Annotated in this window: 19 protein-coding genes; 14 read left to right on the plus strand and 5 right to left on the minus strand. The window is 49.9% G+C overall.

Annotation, left to right across the window (positions count from 1 at the left end; genetic code table 11):
- The first annotated feature begins 56 nt into the window (after window positions 1-56).
- From AC3ITG_RS02125 to AC3ITG_RS02145, 5 genes are read left to right on the plus strand one after another with little or no spacing between them, the layout of a single operon-like run.
- Window positions 57-1,556: an ABC transporter ATP-binding protein gene (locus AC3ITG_RS02125; RefSeq protein WP_413374730.1), complete on the plus strand. Its 1,500-nt coding sequence runs from the start codon at window positions 57-59 to the stop codon at window positions 1,554-1,556.
- Complete coding sequence (locus tag AC3ITG_RS02130) at window positions 1,553-2,620, plus strand: ABC transporter permease (RefSeq protein ID WP_063566254.1); 1,068 nt, start codon at window positions 1,553-1,555, stop codon at window positions 2,618-2,620. Before AC3ITG_RS02125 ends, AC3ITG_RS02130 begins: the two co-directional genes overlap by 4 nt.
- Window positions 2,604-3,527 (plus strand): ABC transporter permease, encoded by a 924-nt coding sequence (locus AC3ITG_RS02135; protein WP_024632282.1) that lies wholly within the window; start codon window positions 2,604-2,606, stop codon window positions 3,525-3,527. Before AC3ITG_RS02130 ends, AC3ITG_RS02135 begins: the two co-directional genes overlap by 17 nt.
- Window positions 3,528-3,573: 46 nt before the next feature.
- The gene (locus AC3ITG_RS02140; RefSeq protein ID WP_053779836.1) at window positions 3,574-4,245 is read left to right on the plus strand and encodes a sulfite oxidase-like oxidoreductase; all 672 of its coding nucleotides are present in this window, start codon (window positions 3,574-3,576) and stop codon (window positions 4,243-4,245) included.
- A 1-nt stretch (window position 4,246) separates the two neighbouring features.
- Complete coding sequence (locus AC3ITG_RS02145; RefSeq protein WP_413374733.1) at window positions 4,247-5,005, plus strand: nucleoside phosphorylase; 759 nt, start codon at window positions 4,247-4,249, stop codon at window positions 5,003-5,005.
- A 181-nt stretch (window positions 5,006-5,186) separates the two neighbouring features.
- On the opposite strand, the gene AC3ITG_RS02150 is transcribed toward AC3ITG_RS02145, so the two are convergent.
- Complete coding sequence (locus tag AC3ITG_RS02150) at window positions 5,187-6,074, minus strand: LysR family transcriptional regulator (RefSeq protein ID WP_489252655.1); 888 nt, start codon at window positions 6,072-6,074, stop codon at window positions 5,187-5,189.
- A gap of 210 nt (window positions 6,075-6,284) precedes the next feature.
- Here AC3ITG_RS02150 and AC3ITG_RS02155 point away from each other — a divergent pair, with 210 nt between their 5' ends.
- From AC3ITG_RS02155 to nfsA, 9 genes are all read left to right on the plus strand, one after another.
- A complete protein-coding gene (locus AC3ITG_RS02155; RefSeq protein ID WP_413374737.1) occupies window positions 6,285-7,175 on the plus strand; it encodes a DMT family transporter in 891 nt (296 codons plus the stop codon).
- Window positions 7,176-7,299: 124 nt separating this feature from the next.
- Window positions 7,300-7,482, plus strand: coding sequence for a hypothetical protein (locus AC3ITG_RS02160; RefSeq protein ID WP_063566250.1), 183 nt, complete (start codon window positions 7,300-7,302; stop codon window positions 7,480-7,482).
- 148 nt (window positions 7,483-7,630) lie between these two features.
- Complete coding sequence (locus tag AC3ITG_RS02165) at window positions 7,631-8,113, plus strand: GNAT family N-acetyltransferase (protein ID WP_489252656.1); 483 nt, start codon at window positions 7,631-7,633, stop codon at window positions 8,111-8,113.
- A gap of 157 nt (window positions 8,114-8,270) precedes the next feature.
- The gene (locus AC3ITG_RS02170; RefSeq protein WP_413374742.1) at window positions 8,271-8,672 is read left to right on the plus strand and encodes a metal-sensitive transcriptional regulator; all 402 of its coding nucleotides are present in this window, start codon (window positions 8,271-8,273) and stop codon (window positions 8,670-8,672) included.
- 48 nt (window positions 8,673-8,720) lie between these two features.
- Window positions 8,721-8,921, plus strand: a complete 201-nt coding sequence (locus tag AC3ITG_RS02175; protein ID WP_053779829.1) for a copper ion binding protein — start codon at window positions 8,721-8,723, stop codon at window positions 8,919-8,921.
- A 161-nt stretch (window positions 8,922-9,082) separates the two neighbouring features.
- Window positions 9,083-11,611, plus strand: a complete 2,529-nt coding sequence (locus AC3ITG_RS02180) for a heavy metal translocating P-type ATPase (protein ID WP_489252657.1) — start codon at window positions 9,083-9,085, stop codon at window positions 11,609-11,611.
- A 335-nt stretch (window positions 11,612-11,946) separates the two neighbouring features.
- Entirely contained in the window at window positions 11,947-13,107 is a 1,161-nt protein-coding gene (locus AC3ITG_RS02185) for a YhgE/Pip domain-containing protein (protein ID WP_489252658.1), read from the plus strand.
- A 227-nt stretch (window positions 13,108-13,334) separates the two neighbouring features.
- The gene (locus AC3ITG_RS02190; RefSeq protein WP_053779827.1) at window positions 13,335-13,943 is read left to right on the plus strand and encodes a TetR family transcriptional regulator; all 609 of its coding nucleotides are present in this window, start codon (window positions 13,335-13,337) and stop codon (window positions 13,941-13,943) included.
- Window positions 13,927-14,670 (plus strand): oxygen-insensitive NADPH nitroreductase, encoded by a 744-nt coding sequence (gene nfsA, locus AC3ITG_RS02195; protein WP_489252659.1) that lies wholly within the window; start codon window positions 13,927-13,929, stop codon window positions 14,668-14,670. Before AC3ITG_RS02190 ends, nfsA begins: the two co-directional genes overlap by 17 nt.
- Before the next feature lie 74 nt (window positions 14,671-14,744).
- On the opposite strand, the gene AC3ITG_RS02200 is transcribed toward nfsA, so the two are convergent.
- From AC3ITG_RS02200 to AC3ITG_RS02215, 4 genes are all read right to left on the minus strand, one after another.
- Window positions 14,745-15,551 carry a TatD family hydrolase gene (locus tag AC3ITG_RS02200; RefSeq protein WP_489252660.1) on the minus strand — a complete coding sequence of 269 codons (807 nt, stop codon included), beginning with the start codon at window positions 15,549-15,551 and terminating at the stop codon, window positions 14,745-14,747.
- A 95-nt stretch (window positions 15,552-15,646) separates the two neighbouring features.
- Window positions 15,647-16,546 carry an ABC transporter ATP-binding protein gene (locus AC3ITG_RS02205; protein ID WP_413374753.1) on the minus strand — a complete coding sequence of 300 codons (900 nt, stop codon included), beginning with the start codon at window positions 16,544-16,546 and terminating at the stop codon, window positions 15,647-15,649.
- Between the two features lie 37 nt (window positions 16,547-16,583).
- Window positions 16,584-17,348, minus strand: coding sequence for an ABC transporter permease (locus tag AC3ITG_RS02210; RefSeq protein WP_489252661.1), 765 nt, complete (start codon window positions 17,346-17,348; stop codon window positions 16,584-16,586).
- Window positions 17,348-17,638: a thiamine-binding protein gene (locus tag AC3ITG_RS02215; protein WP_024632265.1), complete on the minus strand. Its 291-nt coding sequence runs from the start codon at window positions 17,636-17,638 to the stop codon at window positions 17,348-17,350. Before AC3ITG_RS02215 ends, AC3ITG_RS02210 begins: the two co-directional genes overlap by 1 nt.
- Window positions 17,639-17,823 lie beyond the last annotated feature (185 nt).

Raw genomic sequence — 17,823 nt, forward strand, 5'->3', positions numbered from 1 at the left:
GGCAGCCGGTTTTGCTGCTATTTAATGCCCGAGACCGAGAGGAGAGAACGCGAGATATGCTGTTGGAGATGGAGCAGATTACGAAGAAATACGGCGGCTTCACCGCTAATCGGGACATCCGTTTTAATTTGCGAGAAGGAGAGATTCATGCCCTCGTGGGTGAGAACGGAGCTGGTAAGACAACCCTGATGCGCATGTTGTATGGAATGGAGCAACCGACATCAGGCACAATCAAAGTTCGTGGACGCGAGGTAAGCTTCGCTACCCCGTCTCAGGCCATGGCAAGCGGTATCGGCATGGTGCATCAGCATTTCATGCTGTTTCCTTCCTTTACGGTTGCCGAGAACATCGTGATCGGGCGTGAACCGTCTGCGGCAGGAGTATTTGACCGCAAACAGGCAGCGGCCCAGGTGAATGAGTTGGGCAGAACGTATGGCATGCCAGTTGATCCGTGGAAAAAAGTATTTGAATGCCCTTTGGGCATGCAGCAGCGTGTTGAAATTCTCAAGGTGCTGCATCAGGGCGCAGATATCATTATATTGGATGAACCATCAGCGGTACTGACACCGCTGGAAGTGAAAGAACTGCTCGCGAATATGAAATCCCTTGCCAAGTTGGGCAAAACCTTTGTATTGATCACGCACAAGCTGCAGGAAGTCATGGATGTAGCAGACCGGATCACGGTTCTTCGTGATGGTCAGGTGACAGGTACATTGGAAGCAAAAGACACGAATGTAGAGGAACTGTCCCGCCTGATGGTAGGTCGTGAGCTGGTTCGCATGGACAAGCAGCCATCCGTTCCGGGAGAAGCTGTGCTTCAGGTGGAAGCGGTAAATCTGACAGGGGCAGAGGGTCGTTCTGCACTCAAGAATATCCATTTGCAAGTTCGGAAAGGCGAGGTCGTTGGAATCGCGGGTATTTCCGGAAACGGCCAATCTGAACTGATCCAGATCATTGCGGGTCTGCACAAGGCAGATAGCGGCCGCGTCCTGCTGTCAGGGCAGGATACAACCAATTGGCCAGTGCGGCGCATTCGGGAGCATGGACTTGCCCATATCCCGGAAGACCGCTATATGTGGGGAGCGGCGAAGGATGCGAGCGTTCGTGAAAATGGACTGATGGGTCATCATCACCGGCTTCAATCACGCGGTATCATTAAAGCGAAGGCAGCACGGACGATGGTGGAGAACTGGATCAAGCAGTTCAGCATCAAAACGGGTTCTGCGGAAACGAAGGCACAGTTCCTTTCCGGAGGAAACTTGCAGAAGCTGATTGCAGCGCGTGAATTTGCCCAGGATACGCCGTTTCTGATTGCGGCTGAACCTACGCGGGGTGTAGACATCGGAGCGATGGAGACCATCCACGCTGAATTGCTGCGCAAACGGAATGAGGGTGCGGGTATTCTACTCGTTTCCTCCGAATTGTCCGAGATTTTGCAATTATCTGATCGGATCATTGTCATGTATGAAGGCGGAATTGCCGGGGAACTGAAGGCAGATGAAGCAACAGAAGAACAGATCAGCTTGTTGATGGCAGGAGGGAAAGAGCGGATATGAATCGGGTAAAAGAAACACTTCGCGGACTCATACAGCCGCTGCTTGCCGTATTCATCGGTTTGCTGGCAGGTGCTGTAGCCATTCTGATCGTTGGCGGGTCCGTGGTGGATACGTATGCGGAGATGTGGAAAGGGGCCTTCGGCAACTTCTACTTCTTCACTAACACACTGGCACGTTCGACGCCAATTATTCTTGCGGGGCTGGGCGTAGCACTGGCGTTCCGCGCCGGATTTTTTAACATGGGTGCAGAAGGACAGATGGTTCTTGGCGGACTTAGTGCAGCGCTGACGGCGCTCTACCTGCCGGGTCCAGGCTGGTTTGTCTGTATTGCAGCCATTGTGGCGGGGATCATCGCCGGTGGAGTCTGGTCGCTGTTTGCAGGTTGGCTGGATGCCCGCTTTGGCATGAATCTGTTGATCACGACGCTGTTGCTCAACTATATTGCGATTTATTTTGGAGGATACATGGTATCCTATCCGTTTAAAGACCGCACCGGATCGGCGGCGATGGCCCAGACGCCAATGATTGATCAGAGTGTCTGGCTGCCGAAGCTGTTCCAGGGCATGGGTTTGCATGCTGGATTCATCATTGCCATCGTAGCGGCCATTCTCATCTATTGGTTCACACACAAGACGGTAACCGGTTATGAGATCCGCATGTTGGGTAGCAATCCTTCGTTTGCAACGTATGGTGGCGTGCGCCGCATTCGCATGATGATGCTTTCCATGATCATCAGTGGTGGACTTGCAGGCCTTGCAGGTGCAGGGGAAGTGTTGGGCACACAGTACCGTTTCCTTGATGGGTCGTTGTCATCGGCAAGTTATGCATGGAGCGGCATTATGGCGACATTGCTCGCCCGCTCGCATCCGCTAGGAACAGCTGTGGCGGCAATCCTGCTTGCAGCGTTGCAGACAGGTGCCATGGGGATGGAACGGAATACGGATGTGCCGCTGGAAGTCGGCAGTGTCATCCAAGCGGTATTGACGTTATTTGTATCGGCTCAGATCGGATATTCATTCCTGAAGCGGAGAAAGGAGAAGAAGTCCAATGCAACAACTGTTTGATGCAGCCATGTTTGGCTCTACTCTGCGGATTATGACGCCGATCCTGCTTGCAGCGCTCGGTGGGGCTTTATGCTCTCGTGTCGGTCTGTTCAACGTGGGTCTGGAAGGACTCGTATTGATCGGTGCTTTCTCCGCTATTGTGGGTAACTATCTGTTCGGCAATGTACTGTTGGCCGTTATATTCTCGATTGTAATCGTCATGTTGTTCTCTGCGCTATTTGCCTTTATCAGTATTAATCTGAAGGCCAACGCCATTGTGGTCGGGATCTCGCTTAATTTTCTGGCGACAGGACTGACGACTTTTGCGCTGCGTGCGATTTTTGATGTAAAAGGTGCTTACTACGACAAGGATATGGTGGGACTCCCCAAATGGGACATCCCTCTTATTAAGGACATTCCGTGGGTAGGCGATGTCATCTCAGGGCATAGCCCGCTCGTATATCTTGGGATTATTATCGTAATTGCCTTGCAATTTTATCTGTTCAAAAGTGTCTCCGGTTTCCGTCTTCGTTCGGTTGGCGAGAATCCAGTTGCAGCACAAAGTATCGGCATCAAGGTGCGCGGCATTCAATATGGTGCAGTTCTGATGTGCGGCGTATTATGCGCTCTGGCGGGTGCACAGCTATCGCTCGGTCAGGTTACGATGTTTACCGAGGGGATGACCGCAGGCCGTGGCTTCATCGCATTGGTAGCAACCATGTTGGGTCAAGCGAATCCACTTGGCGTTATGGGGTCCAGTGTTCTGTTCGGGTTCATGGAAGCACTTAGTATCCGATTGCAGGGCTTTGCGCTGCCAACTCACTTTACCATGATGCTGCCGTATATTGTGACACTGGTGGCGATGTTCTTCTTCAAGGACCGTACTTATGCACAAGACGCACTAAAAGCGGGCGGAAGCTCGCGTTAAATCCTGAATGTTATGCTTGAAGCATATAAAGAAGGAGGAATCACGCTTGCATAATAAGGCTGAACGTCTGAAAAAAACAAAAAGCCCGGCACCCAAAGCGGGTGCTGAGCACGGAGACCGACTGCCGCCGGGGCAGGTACTGACCGAGAAATTCCCGATTCTGCATGAAGGTGAAGTGCCAGAATACGACCTTTCCACCTGGGATTTGAAGGTATTCGGTGAGGTTGAAGAGGAGAAGGTGTTCTCCTTCGCCGAGCTTCAGGCGATGCCTCAAGTGAACACGGTGAGTGACATTCATTGCGTAACTCGCTGGTCGAAGTTTGATACACCATGGGAAGGTATCAGGTTCTCGGATTTCATTAAGCTTCTGGGCGTCAAACCGGAAGCGAAATACGTCATGATCCACGCGGATCATGATTACGAGACGAATGTTCCGCTCGAAGAATTGATGCATGACGATGTATTGCTTGCTTTTAAATTTAACGGTGAGCCGCTCACACCGAAGCACGGTTATCCATTGCGCTTGGTTGTTCCACAACTTTACTTCTGGAAGAGCGCGAAGTGGATACGAGGTCTGGAATTCATGAAAGAAGATCGCAATGGCTTCTGGGAAGTCAATGGTTTCCATCATTTTGCCGATCCATTCAAGGAGCAACGCTTCTCTGGTGAAGATATTCCGATTCCGGAAGACGAATGGACGAAGAAGGAGTTTGATTAAGATGTTGATGCCTATTTTGCAGATTCATTCCGAAGATATGCCTGCATATGCCATTGTCTGTGGTGATCCGGCACGTGCGGAGAAGATTTCCCGCAAGCTGGAGCAGGCGAGAGAACTGGCGTTCAGCCGGGAGTATCGCACGTTTGTAGGATTGTATGAAGGTGTACAAATGGCCGTAGTCAGCCATGGCGTAGGTTCACCCGGAGCTGCCGTCTGCTTCGAAGAACTGATCCGGGCAGGGGTAACGACCCTGATTCGTGTAGGTACAGCGGGCTCGTATACCGCGGATTACCCAGCGGGCAGTGTAATCGTCAGCACGGCCGCTGTTCGTACGGACGGGCTGACACGTCAGCTGGTACCGGATGGTTTCCCTGCGGTAGCGGACCTTGGCGTTACGCAAGCGTTAATCGAGGCGACTGATGAGCATGCAAGTGGAGCGGATGCTTCAAGTGCGGGTAAAGTTGGCGTAGGCATTACCGTTACGCTGGATGCTTTCTTCACAGGGGTCGAAGAGATTCCTCACCGCAAGTACAAGCAGGCGGGTGCTCTTGCTGCTGAGATGGAAATTGCCGCGCTTTACATCGTCAGCACACTGCGCGGCGCTCGTGCCGGAGCTATTGTCGCTATCGACGGTTTCGCAGACAGCGACCTGGCTGCCGAGTATGATCCGCACACAAATGCGGTAGCTGATGCAGTTGAGCGTGAGATCGAAGCGGCACTGCGCGCACTGGCTGCACTCGCTCGCCAGGACCAGGCGTAAAGCTGAGATCATCAGGGCATTTTATGGTGCTGCGGATAAAAAGCAAAACAGGTGAATGATGTCCATCTGAGGTGGACTATATAAAGGGGCGTCCCATAAGGTCATGAACATGACTTTGGGGACGCCCTTTTGAGTTTGCGATAGGAGCGACTGCGCTACATTGGAAGGTATAATCGATTCGTTAGCGTTGTCCAAACAATTGCTGCGCCGTCTCAATAAATAACCGGGATGCGGGAGAAGCATCGACAAGTGAAGGAACGGCAATCTCAATATTGCGGTAGGCTTTCGGCTCTGTGTGGAGTGCTTTGACACCCGGAGGCAGCCAGGATAGAGAGATTGCAGGCAGCATGGCGGTTCCGAGTCCCTGCTCAATCATGCTAAGGCAAGTGTTTACGTTATACACCACAAACCCGAAATGTAATTCTGCATCTGCTCGATTGAACAGATCAACAATCGGTACCTCGTAGCCGCCTTTGCAGATAATCATGGGGTGTTTGTCCAGCATTTGTACGGGCAGAATTTCCTGATTCGCAAAAGGTTCATCGTCCCGAAACACCGCGAGCATCTCCTCGCTATAGAGCGGAAGTGTCTCATAAGCCATATCTATTGGCTCTTTGTCTGTTGCAATAATGAGAGCCACATCAATAGCCCGTGAGCTTAGCCACTCCTGAATTTCAAGGATATTCCCCTCGTGCAGCTCAAACTGAATCTGAGGGTAGCGATCCCGAATGGAGCGGATGATTTTCGGCAACAGATGGGCAGATGACATGGGGAAAGAGCCAATACGAATCGTACCAATCTCCAACCCTTTTTCGGCGGCAACGACCTGCTGTACCTTATCAAATTGCTGTAAAATTCGGCGGAAAATGACCAAAATTCGCTGTCCCACATCCGTAAGCACGATGCCGTTCCTACGATCTCGTATGATTAGAGTGACATCCAGTTCATTCTCCAGCGAAGAGATGGCCCTACTGACTGCGGGCTGCGTCATATTCAGTTCCTGACCTGCACGGGTGAAACTTCCTGTCTCTGCAATTTTCACGAATAACTGCAACTGTGAGTTGTTCATAACAAATATGGTATGCTCCTTATGATTAACATGCATTTCAATTATTTCGATCACTATTGTATCATGGAGACACGGAACGATCAAAGAATGGATGTAAAACGGGTCTGGATCGAATTCCAAATGGTTTGCAGGCACAGAAAGAGCGCAGGATAATGTACATGATTGATTAAACTGCGCCTGTAGATGTGTGCCGGATAGGAGAATAAACATATGGCTTTATCACGTGCAAAAGCAGGCTGGGTCCTGGCTTTTCTGGTACTCATGTGGGGAGTAAACTGGCCCCTGACCAAATACGCATTAAATTTTACACCGCCGCTTATATTCGCAGGCATGCGCCTGTTAATTGGGGGCTTGGTGCTGGGGTTGTATGCTTTTCCCCGCTACAAAACGCTGAGGCTGAAGCAAACCTGGCATATTTATGCCATATCTGCGGTGCTTAATATCATCTTCTTCTACGGCTTTCAGACCGTGGGGCTGACGGAAGTGCCGGCAGGATTATTTTCATCCATCGTGTTCCTGCAGCCTGTGCTGCTCGGAATTGGGGCATGGCTGTGGCTGGGCGAGTCCATGTATGGACTGAAGATTGCCGGATTGGTGATCGGTTTTGCAGGAGTGGCTACGATCAGTATTGGTGGCATGACAGGCAAAGTATCCCCTGAAGGGGTTATGCTTGGGCTGTTCAGTGCAATTAGCTGGGCAATCGGGACCGTATATATGAAGCGAACTTCAATGAAGGTCGATGGAATCTGGATGACAGCCATTCCGATTTTGATCGGCGGAGTTGTTCTGACGTTGACAGGTACGGTCACAGAGAGCTGGGCTGATGTGCAGTGGGTGCTTCCTTTTATACTGGATACGCTGTTTATTTCGGTGTTTGTCATTGCGATGGGCTGGCTCGCGTTCTTCAAACTGGTCAGCTCCGGCGAAGCCAGCAAAGTAGGATCGTTCACGTTCCTGATTCCGCTGATTGCCCTTTTATGCAGTGTGCTGTTCCTCGGAGAGTCGGTGACGGTCAATCTGATCGCAGGTCTGGTTATGATTATTGCCAGCATCCTGCTTGTGAATGTTAAAGTGAAGGGCAGTAAAGTGGCGAAAATATAAAGTTATTATGGCGAACTTTCTTCAAGTGGTTGATGAACCTTGTATACATTCAGAATGACAATGCAAAAAATGGGTAAGTTATATACAGGAACATCACCATGATTACGAAGAGGAGGACTCTAGCATGACACAGAACAATCAACCTCAGGATGAGGCGGCAATTCGCAACAAACTGGATGAAGACGGGGATTCCTTGATGGAGAAAAAGAAAATTTTGAGCGGTGTGGATATTGAGCCGCAAGCGGACGAATGGTCTGCCAAGCCGTCACCTGTAGCATTTGATGAAGGTAAATCATCCAAAGAATAAAAGGAACCAAGTATAGCTTGAAAAGAAGCGGGTACCGTTAAGGTATCTGCTTTTTTATATCAGAATGGTTAAGCATGTTTCGAAGCATCATCTTCCTGATGTCTTATTGTATAATCATGGGAAACGTTTGTGAGAGGAGAATGTGAAGATGAGTGAGATTAACATTAGACGGGCTGTCATCGGAGATTACACGGGAGTATCTGCATTAATGGATGAACTTCATCAATTGCATGTAGAGGCTAGGCCAGACATATACAGAGAGTTGCAGACGAGAATGAGTCATAAGGAATATGAACAACTACTGGAAACGGATCATCGTTACCTCTATGTTGCGGAATTGCTGGATCAGGGTGAGATTGTTGGATATACGAGCGCACAGTTGAATGTTATTCAAAATGTGGATTTGTTGAAGGATCGAAAGATGTTATATATCGATGAGATCATCGTTGGCAGCATGCATCGTGGACATGGGACAGGCAAACAATTGATGCAGGAGTTAATCGAACTTGGCAGAGAAATTCAAGTCGACAGCGTTGAACTGACCGTGTCTATATTTAATAACGGTGCTCAAGCTTTCTATGAGCAACTGGGTTTGGCTGTGCGCAGCAGTAGAATGGAATACATACTATAGTGCGCCTGTACGAAGACTAATGGGGATGTCTGGCACGTTAGCGCAGTCGTGGGAAGCATGGAAAACATCCATGTTGAGAAAAATAATAAAATGGTCTTGCATACCCCCATGGGGTATGTTACTCTTATAACAGAACGAAAGAAAAGGGGTGTTCGCGATGGAACATCAGAGCCATCCCAAGGAACCTTTGGAGTCATCCGTAACAGAGGTGAACGAAGTCTCACAGACAGATGATCAGCAAGCCAATTCATGTCATACGGCAGGCAGTGACGGGAAGCATGTGCGCAAGAGCCATCATTCCCAGCAGATGAAGGGCAACCTGATTTCTCGCTTGAACCGTGTTGAAGGACAGATTCGCGGGATCAAGGGATTGATCGAGAAGGACACCTATTGTGATGATGTGCTGACGCAGATCGCGGCGGCTCAGTCTGCTCTTAATTCAGTAGGCAAGCTGTTACTGGAAGGTCATATGAAGAGCTGTATCGTTGAGCGCATTCAGGCCGGAGAGCATGAGGTTGTGGATGAATTGTTGGTAACGGTAAGAAAGTTAATGAAGTAATTATTTTTGAATGAACTCATCATTTATATATCTAAGGAGGAACTACCCATGTCTAATATTACGTTGAACGTTACAGGAATGTCTTGCAATCACTGTGTGAAATCGGTTGAAGAAGCTGTGAAGAATGCGGGAGCGAATGGTCAGGTTGATCTGGCAGCAGGAACTGTCGCAGTTGAATATGACGAGCAAAAAGTCAATGTGGATCAGATCAAGGCAGCCATCGAAGATCAAGGATATGACGTAGTCTAATCATCGCAGGCTTAAACTGAACTTCCCTTTGCATGGAAAGGAATTCAACAGATCTTTTCCATTAAATGAGTTCATTGTTTAAGCCTGATTTTCTGTCTTTTATATACCCCTTGGGGGTATTGAATGTGTAGGAATATTTCATAGAGAAAGGAGCTAACAACATGGATAAGTCATCAACAACGGACAACGCAACAGCATCAGAACCCGTACCTTCACCGGAAGCAGCGGGATTGCAGACAACACTGCAAATTACAGGCATGACCTGTGCTGCCTGCTCTACCCGGATTGAGAAGGGTTTGTCCCGAATGGAAGGTGTCAATCAGGCGAATGTTAACCTCGCTATCGAACAAGCAACGGTATCCTATGATCCGAAGACAACGAACATCAATGCTTTGCGGGATAAGGTGGAGGCCCTTGGCTATGGTACAGTAACGGAATCCGTGGATCTGGACATTACAGGCATGACCTGTGCTGCTTGCTCTGCTCGAATCGAAAAGGGTCTTTCCCGGTTGCCGGGTGTATCCCGTGCAAACGTGAACCTGGCGCTGGAAACGGGACATGTAGAATTTGCAGCAGGAGTATTGAAGGCAACCGATATTACGGCGAAGATCAAGCAGCTCGGTTATGGTGCGGAATTGCAGCAGACACAGGAAGATACCCAATCGGTGCGTGAGCGTGAATTACAGCGCAAAAAGTGGAAGTGGATGATCTCCGCCCTGTTATCTTTGCCGCTGCTTTGGGCCATGGTGGGTCACTTCTCATTCACCTCGTGGATCTGGGTACCGGACCTGTTCATGAACCCGTGGTTCCAACTGGTGTTGGCAACGCCAGTACAGTTTGTGATTGGATGGCAATTCTATGTAGGTGCCTATAAAGCGCTCCGTAATGGCAGTGCCAATATGGATGTACTGGTTGCTTTGGGTACAAGTGCGGCTTTCTTCTACAGTCTGTATCTGACCCTGACCAGTGGCAATGCAGCTTCGACCATGATGGATCATGGTGGGACGGGAATGGCTACAGCAGCCATGCCAACCGTGGAGCTTTATTATGAGACGAGTGCAATCCTGATTACGTTGATCCTATTGGGAAAATGGTTCGAAGCTGTAGCCAAAGGGCGCTCGTCTCAGGCAATCAAAAGCCTCATCGAACTGGCTCCGCGTGAAGCCAGAGTGATTCGTGATGGACAGGAGGTTATTGTACCGTCTGCGTATGTCGCGGTAGGTGATCTCGTTCTGGTCAAACCCGGAGACAGCATTCCTGTGGATGGCGTCGTGGAGGAGGGGCAATCTTCTGTCGACGAATCCATGTTAAGCGGAGAGAGCTTGCCAGTGGATAAAAAACCGGGGGACGCCGTTACAGGCGCTACGCTGAACAAAAATGGAGTATTAAGACTGCGTGCGACCCGCGTGGGTTCGGACACGGCGTTATCGCAGATTATTAAAGTGGTTGAACAAGCGCAGGGTTCCAAGGCCCCTATTCAGCGGATTGCCGATGTGATCTCAGGCATCTTTGTTCCGATTGTTGTAGGCATCGCAGCAGTCACGTTCCTGATCTGGTATTTTTTCGCCAGTCCCGGTGACTTTGCCGGTTCGCTGGAGAAGGCGATTGCTGTACTTGTCATTGCCTGTCCTTGTGCGCTTGGACTCGCAACCCCAACGTCCATTATGGCTGGATCAGGACGTGCGGCGGAGTATGGTGTGTTGTTCAAAGGCGGCGAACATCTGGAATCGGCACAGCAGATCCAAACCGTTGTACTGGACAAAACAGGTACAGTCACCCAAGGCAAGCCCGTGCTTACGGATGTGGTGACGGCTCCAGAATGGACGGAAGCAGAGCTGCTGCAACGGGTGGGAGCAGCAGAGCAGAGTTCGGAGCATCCTTTGGCTGAGGCCATTGTAGAAGGAATCCGAGGTAAAGGTCTGGAGCTAACCCAATCAGAGCAATTCGAGAACATACCGGGATATGGAGTGCGAGCTCGGGTTCAGGGACAAGAGATCCTGGTCGGGACACGCCGACTGCTTACGGATGCGAAGGTGAATGTCTCCGAGGAAACCATGCAACAGATGAACAACCTTGAAGAACAAGGGCGCACAGCGATGCTGGTCGCGGTAGACGGACAATGGGCTGGGGTTGTTGCCGTGGCTGACACCATCAAGGAAACTTCACGGGAAGCCATTCAGCGGCTACATGCTATGGGGATCGATGTCATCATGATTACGGGAGACAATGAGCGGACAGCTCGTGCTGTAGCGGAGCAAGCCGGAATCAATAAAGTTCTGGCTGAGGTATTGCCAGAGGGTAAAGCCGCAGAAGTGAAAAAGCTTCAGGAGAGTGGCATTAAGGTAGCGATGGTTGGGGATGGAATCAACGATGCTCCGGCCCTTGCTACAGCCGATATTGGTATGGCCATTGGAACCGGAACCGATGTAGCGATGGAAGCAGCGGATATTACGCTAATGCGCGGCGATCTGAACAGTATTGCAGATGCGATCGAGATGAGCCGGCGCACCATGGGCAATATCAAGCAGAACCTGTTCTGGGCACTTGGTTATAACGTGATTGGTATTCCAATTGCAGCAGTGGGCTTCCTCGCTCCTTGGTTGGCAGGAGCGGCCATGGCGTTCAGCTCTGTGTCGGTTGTACTGAATTCGCTGCGTCTGCAACGAATGAAACTAAAAAGCAATGACTGATGAACATTAATGGACGTGGTTCAACTTTTCATTATGCTCAAGAGTAAGCATAGGGTGCGGTCCGCTACGGCGGACCATGCTTTTTTTTTGTTAAGGGAAGATGTCTGAGATATGTTAAGGGAATTGTCCTTTCCTTGTTAACAGAGGTGAGCATGTGGAGTGATGTCCTCTTATGAAATGGAATTCATTGTTTGCGAAACACATCTTTATCTTTCTGAACCTTTCAGAAATAGATTGACAATATAGATATATAGACTTAAAATTTAAAACGATCGTTTGATTTAAACAATCGTTTACATCAAATTCGAACTAATTAGTAATGGAGGACATCATTTATGTTGCAGGCTTTACGTATATTGTTGAAAAAACCGCCAGTAATTGTGGGGATCGTGACGGCACTTATGTTCCAAGTGATCTTCAGCGTGATCTGGATGACAGCATATTCCGGAGTGAATGACCGGATGAATGAATTGACGGTTGCCGTTGTCAATGAGGATGGAGAGCAGTCCAAGGGGATCGCAGATCGTATGGCTGAGACGCTTCCTTTTCATACCGTAACTAATCTGAGTGCTACTGAAGCACTTGACCAGTTAAACCATCGCAAGATTCATATGGTACTGAATATTCCTGCAGGGTTTAACGAGCTGATTCAGACAGCCGGTTCCACTGCCGAAATCAAGTACACTATTAACGAGGCGAACCCGGTTACGATCAAAAGCATGATGCAAGGCGTATCGCAAAGCGTGACGAACACGATTAACAAGCAAGCAACCGCTCAAGGTGTGCAAGCTGTGTTGACGGCTTCCGGAGCGCCTGCAGATCAGGCAGCTGAAGCTGCTGCCAACCTGACTACCCGCGTTGAAGGTCCAACTACTTCCATTAATCCGGTTAACGGAATGAACAACCAGATGGTGCCGATGATGATGGTACTCGCTTCTTATGTGGGAGCCATGATTATGGGTATGAACCTGCAGACAGCGATGGGAATGCTGTCGGCTACTCACTCCCGCTGGACATTGTTCGGTGCCAGAGTAGTCATTAATCTGGGGTCTGCTCTTGTGGTTTCCCTGCTGGGATCATCACTGATTGTGTCGCTGGGCGGACAGATCGAGCAAGGATTTATCGCATTCTGGTTGTTCCAGGCGTTGTTCCTCTGCACATTCATGTTCTTCTCCCAGTTCTTCCTGATCTGCTTTGGACCAGCGGGAAGCTTGTTCAACATCATTTCACTGTCGCTGCAACTGGTATCTTCCGGTGCAATGGTGCCACGTGAATTGCTGAACAGTTTCTACAGTGGTATTGGTCAGTATCTGCCTGCCACATATGCCGTTCAAGGTGTTCTGAGCGCTCAACTGGGTGGACCTGGAGTTCAATCCGCTGCTGGCTCAATTGCCATTGTATTGCTGGTTGCTGTAGCCCTCTCCCTGGTGGTGACGTCGTTGAAAAAACAACGCATGCCAGCTGGGGCACCAAGTCCGGCTCAAATGAACAGCTAATATTGCAGACGTAATGGTTGTTCTTCATAGGATATGATCAAGCACCCCGGTGATTTTCACCGGGGTGCTTGGTTTAATAGTAGGTTGAGGTAGCTAGCTTTGCAGGACCACAGGCGGCACACCTTGCGCTTTGATGCACAAACTTTCATAATGAAACGATAGAGTAGTCTCGCTGCAGCCCGGTGAGCTGGAGCAAATGAATAGAACGGACAAGAGGAGCGGACGGAATGACGGAACCGGAATTGGATATAAAAACGAGGATTTTGCTTGCAGCCAAGAAGCTTTTTGCACAGCAGGGGTATGACGGGACAAGTGTTCGTCAAATCTGTGATGAGGCGGGTGCGAATGTATCGCTGGTCTCGTATCATTTTGGCGGAAAAGAAAAGGTGTTTGAAGCATTATTTGAGCACTTTTTTCCTGATCATATGATGAATGAGTTGGCTGAAGAGTCCATGTCCTCCCCTGTGGAGGGTATCCGACGAATCATAGGTGAAGTCGTAAAATTCACGATGACGGACCGGGAGATGAGCGATATTGTGCAGCTTGAAATTACACTGCGTACCCATCGCACAGATACCGTGTTTCGTTTTCTGGACCCCGTCTGGACCAAAGTGAGGGAACTGCTGCAAGAAGGCAAGGAGCAGGGCGTGTTTCAGATCGAGTCCGTATCTTATGCGATGCTTCAGGTCATGGGTGTGGCTTTGGCGCACAAACGGGCCAAGAACTCACGATTCAGCTTTGACTATCAGGACATGAACACAGATGAGCTGGCCGAGCAGACCATTGAATTTGTACTACGAGGATTGGGAGTGAATAGCAATGAACGAAACCATTGAATTGATGATGCAGCACCGCTCTGTGCGGAAATTCAAGCCAGACCCGGTAAGTGAGGAGCAGCTGGCAGCAATCGTGGCGGCCGGGCAGATGGCTTCCTCTTCAAGTAGTGTGCAGGCCTATACTATAATTGCTGTTACCGAACAGGAGCAGAAGGCCAAATTGGCTGAATTGGCAGGCAATCAGTCTTACGTCAATGAATGCCCTGTGTTTCTCGTATGGTGTGCTGACCTTTATCGCCTGAGTGATGCTGCCAAGCGTCATTTGCCTGAAAAAGAATCCTATGAGGACTCCACTGAAAACTTTATGGTGGCGACAATCGATGTTGCACTCGCATCGCAAAATGCTGCACTTGCAGCAGAGTCACTGGGTTTCGGAATTGTATATATTGGCGGGCTGCGCAACCGCATTGAGGAAGTGAGCGAAGTATTGGGCTTGCCTGACGGCGTCTATCCAGTATATGGTATGTGCATTGGTGTTGCTGATCAGGAGACGGGTATTCGTCCGCGTCTACCGCTGGATGCGGTCTTACACCATGGCCGCTATAACGCCGAGCAGACCCTCAAAGGCGTCGAGAGCTATGACGAAACGACTGCTGCATACATGAAGGAGCGCACCCAAGGGGAACGCTCTACACCGTGGTCCGAAATGATGGCGAAACGTCTCACAGAGCCGGTACGTCTACAGATGAAGCCATTCCTCGAAGGCAAAGGATTCTTGAAACGTTAAGGTAAATACAAAAGAAGTCAGTTTGGCAGATGCCAACTGACTTCTTTTTTTGGTGCTTTATCATACGAATACGTCTAAGGAAGGCCGTAGAAGCGTTTCGTATTCTGATAAAAGAGACGCGCAGCCCGCTCCGTTCCCATACCGGTCACTTCACTCCACGCTTGAATGACCTGTCTGGTCATGGCTGGATGCGTCATTCTTCCCTGAAAAGGTCCCTCGAAAGGCCAAGGTCCATCGGTCTCTGCCATAACCTGCTCGGAAGGATACTGGCGAGCTAATTCGCGAATTTCCTCTTCGTATATGATATCAGGTGTAAATGAGACGAAGTATCCGTTGTCAGCCATTCGCTGGATGGTCCGCTTGGAACCTTTGAACCAGTGAAAGTGAGCCCGGCGATGATGATATTGCTCCAGCAGGTCACAGGCGATATCGGCATCCTCGTATACAGCGTGCAGAACAATCGGTTTACCGTGCCGTTTCGCTAGCTGGATAAATCGCTCCAACAGATCGATATAGCCGCTCTGATCAAAGTACTGTCCTGCCTGTTCGGCTTCCTGTCGGTTGTAATAGGGCAATCCAACTTCCCCAATCGCTGTGGCTTGTCCCATATGCTTTTCGATCCATTCGAAGAACAGATTCTGCTCTGCCAGGGAAGGCAGGGGCTGCTCGGGATGGAACCCAAAGGCTGGATATACGGTACGAGGGTATTGTGAAGCTAGTTCCAAGTTGGTCTGGGCAGAAGCTAGATTCATGGAAACGGCGATGACAGCCTCAACCTGCTGGGATGGGAAGGAATGCAGCATCTCACGTTGTTCTTCAGGTGTATATTTGTCCAGGTGAAGATGGGCATCGACCAAGGGTGCAAAAGCGGTTGATTGCATGGATGGACCCCTCCTTTTTGTCTTTTACCAATGATACGCAGGGTAGTTTGTCTTGGATCACCCATTTTAGGGAAAAAACAACTCAAAAACCCGCACTATTTAGATAGGCGGGTTTTCTGCTGTTCTTCTCTCATCCACTGGGAAATCTGCCGTTTCCGTTCAAGAAAAGCAGATTCCTCCGTGATCGCTTCGCGACGTGGACGATCAAAGGGAACATCGACCTCGTGAAGTACAGCTGCAGGTCGATTTGATAGGACATAGATACGGTCAGCAAGTAATAATGCTTCCTCGATATTATGCGTAATGAACAGCACCGAGCGGCGGTTCTGTTCCCAGATATCGAGCAGCCAGCGCTGCATGTCGCTGCGGGTCAGTGCATCCAGCGCACTAAAAGGTTCGTCTAGCAGCATCAGCTCCTGCGGACTGAGCAGGGCGCGCAGAAAGGCAACCCGCTGCTGCATGCCGCCCGATAACATATGCGGATAGGCTTGTTCGAACCCAGCCAGTCCGACACTGCTCAGCCACTTCCGGGCATCTGCAAGCGCCTCTGCTCGGGGTGGTGCATCCGCAGACACTTCACCTGCAAGCAGCACATTGTCCTCAATGGTACGCCATGGGAAGAGGGCAGGCTGCTGCGGCATATAGCTAATCTTGCCGCGTTGTCCGGTGACATCCTGACCATTCATCAGGATTTGGCCCTCCTGAGGTTTCAGCAGACCGCCGATGATGTGAAACAGGGTGCTTTTGCCACAGCCGGAAGGACCGACGATGGCTACGAATTCTCCTTGTTCCACGGTCAGGGACAGGCCATCCAGAACGGGCAATGTGCTGCGTCGCTCTCGGAACGAAGCATTCACGTTTAATACTTCCAACGCTGGCGATGAATGATGTGCAGGTAAGGTCGCGGCTCCATACTCAGGACTTCCGCTACTCGTTGGAGTGGTTGCACCTTCATCCGGCGCAGCAGCTACCCGCTCGTTGTGTTCGGGTGTCATCTTGTCATCACTTCCTAACCTTTATATGGTGCATATTTCAAAGTAATCGCTTTTGTGGACGCCAGCGTACGAGCAGCTTCTCCAGTAGCGCAATGAGCAGGAAGAGCAGCAAACTCAGTGCCACAATAATCATGATTGCCACGAAAAGACGATCCGTCCGATAGGCTGATTTTTGCAGCATCATATAATAGCCGATGCCCTTATCTGCACCGATCCATTCGGCGATAATCGCACCCATGACGCTGTACGTAGCGGCAATTTTAATCCCCGAGAACACCGAAGGCAATGCATGAGGAAGTTCGAGCTTCCAGAAAATTTGGCCGCGTTTTGCACCAGCCATGCGCATATAGTTCATCATCGCCGCATCGGTGCGGGTCAATCCGTCCATGGCAGCTACAGCTACCGGGAAGAAGCAGACCAGGATGATGGTAATCAGTTTGGGCAGCAGCCCAAATCCGAACCAGATCAGCAAGAGTGGAGCAAGCGCAATGGTCGGTATATTTTGACTAAGAATAAGTAATGGATAGAGTGCAGATTTCAAAAATGGAATCAAATGCAGCACCATCGCAATCAGTAATCCCACGAGCGTACCTGCTGCAAACCCTATCAATGTCAGCTGGATTGTTGCCCATGCATGCATGCCAAGTCGCTCGGCCTGGGACGCTGCTTCATGGGCGATGTCCGAAGGCGCAGGCAGCATCCATTTCTCAATATGGAACAGGGAGACGGCTCCCTGCCATATCGCTATAAAGAGAATAACCGCCACAAAGGGCGGCCATACGCTTTTCCAATAGGCATGCATTAGCGATATTTCTCCGTTAGGGTGTCCATGCTGAAGCCGCTTGGGCTATGGGCGATCTTGATCTGTGAGATGATGCTCGGACTGCCGGCTTCCACGAGAACTTCGTGCATTTTGCGGACAACCTCCAGCAGTTCCTCCAGTTCTCCCTCCATCGTGGTATCCAGAGGATTAACCTGATATTTCAAGCCGGACTGCTGAATAACTTCAATCGCACGATCAACATAAGGATAGGAATTTTCGCCATTTGGCGTTTTGGGAATGACTTGAATGCTAAGTAGTGTGCTTGCCATGAAAGATCACTTTTCCTTTCGAGTTAAATTGCATGATTTAAACCAGCTTTACACTTTACCACTTCGATTGCAGTACCCTCTTCCGATCACTGTTATCCCCGGATTTCTTTAACGAATTTTAACGGAGGAAATCCGGGGATAAAGGTGAGCGCTTCGCTTCTTCAGATGGGTTCTGCACTCTTCGT

This window comes from Paenibacillus sp. GL_099_B, assembly GCF_057835695.1.